General features: G+C 57.9%; 1 protein-coding gene. It reads right to left on the bottom strand.

Annotated elements, in window-relative coordinates; translation table 11 throughout:
* Positions 1-1,779: beta strand repeat-containing protein (locus AB4876_RS19020; RefSeq protein ID WP_368383267.1), on the bottom strand; the 1,779-nt coding region annotated here is incomplete at both ends.

Genomic DNA, 1,779 nt, shown 5'->3' on the forward strand with positions numbered 1-1,779 from the left:
GCGTTGAGGTGGTTGTCGCGGTAAACGGATTACCTGCTGCATCAGTGCCGGTCACCGTCGCATCGAAGCTGGTATCGGCAGCCAAGTCCGCGCCGTCAACGGCAATGCTGTAGGTGTTGCCCGCCAGCACGGTGCCGCTGTATGGCGTACCGTTGATGGTGAAGCTAACGGTGTCGCCCACTGTTGCATCGCCACCGACGGTGCCCGTTACATCAATTGAAGTACCCGCTTCAGCGGCATTGACGATGTCATCAGGCGTGATGTCATTAACCGTGATTGTTGCGCTCGCTGCCGTATCAACGGTGTGGGTTGAAGTCGTGGTTGCCGTAAATGGATTACCCGCGGCATCAGTGCCAGTCACGGTGGCATCGAAGCTGGTGTCGGCGGCCAAGTCAGCGCCGTCAACGGCAATGCTGTAGGTGTTGCCGGCCAGTACGGTGCCACTGTATGGCGTGCCGTTGATGGTGAAGCTCACCGTATCGCCTGGAGCTGCATCGCCACCGACGGTGCCCGTTACATCAATTGAAGTACCGGCTTCAGCTGCGTTAACAATGTCATCAGGCGTGATGTCATTAACCGTGATTGTTGCGCTCGCTGCAGTATCAACGGTGTGGGTTGAGGTAGTCGTTGCGGTAAACGGATTACCTGCCGCGTCAGTACCCGTTACGGTCGCATCGAAGCTGGTGTCTGCAGCCAAGTCTGCGCCATCCACCGCAATGCTGTAGGTGTTGCCCGCCAGTACGGTGCCGCTGTATGGCGTGCCGTTGATGGTGAAGCTAACCGTATCACCAGGCGCGGCGTCGCCACCGACCGAGCCGGTGACATTGATGCTTGTACCAGCTTCAGCCGCGTTAACAATGTCATCAGGCGTGATGTCATTAACCGTGATCGTTGCGCTCGCTGTCGTATCAACGGTATGCGTTGAAGTCGTGGTTGCCGTGAACGGATTACCCGCGGCATCGGTGCCCGTTACGGTCGCGTCGAAGCTGGTGTCGGCCGCCAAGTCAGCGCCATCAACCGCAATGCTATAGGTGTTGCCGGCCAGCACAGTACCGCTGTATGGCGTGCCGTTAATGGTAAAGCTAACCGTATCGCCCACTGTTGCATCGCCACCTACTGAACCAGTGACGTTGATTGTTGTTCCGGCTTCGGCTGCGTTAACAATATCGTCAGCAGTGATGTCGTTGACCGTGATTGTTGCGCTCGCCGTCGTATCAACGGTATGCGTTGAAGTCGTGGTTGCGGTGAACGGATTACCCGCTGCATCAGTGCCAGTTACCGTCGCATCGAAGCTGGTGTCGGCGGCCAAGTCGGCGCCATCCACCGCAATGCTATAGGTGTTGCCAGCCAAGACAGTGCCGCTGTATGGCGTGCCGTTAATGGTGAAGCTGATTGCGTCACCAACGGTTGCATCGCCACCGACGGTGCCTGTTACATCAATTGAAGTACCCGCTTCAGCGGCGTTCACTACATCGTCAGCGGTGATGTCGTTAACGGTGATTGTTGCACTCGCCGTCGTATCAACCGTGTGGGTTGAGGTCGTCGTAGCCGTGAAGGCATTACCCGCTGCGTCAGTACCGGTCACAGTCGCATCGAAGCTGGTATCGGCCGCCAAGTCTGCGCCGTCAACGGCAATGCTGTAGGTGTTGCCCGCCAGCACGGTGCCGCTGTATGGCGTGCCGTTGATGGTGAAGCTAACCGTATCACCAGGCGCGGCGTCGCCACCCACTGAACCAGTGACGTTAATGCTTGTTCCGGCTTCGGCCGCGTTCACGATGT

The sequence above is a fragment of the Zhongshania guokunii genome (assembly GCF_040892635.1).
Lineage (GTDB): Bacteria > Pseudomonadota > Gammaproteobacteria > Pseudomonadales > Spongiibacteraceae > Spongiibacter > Spongiibacter guokunii.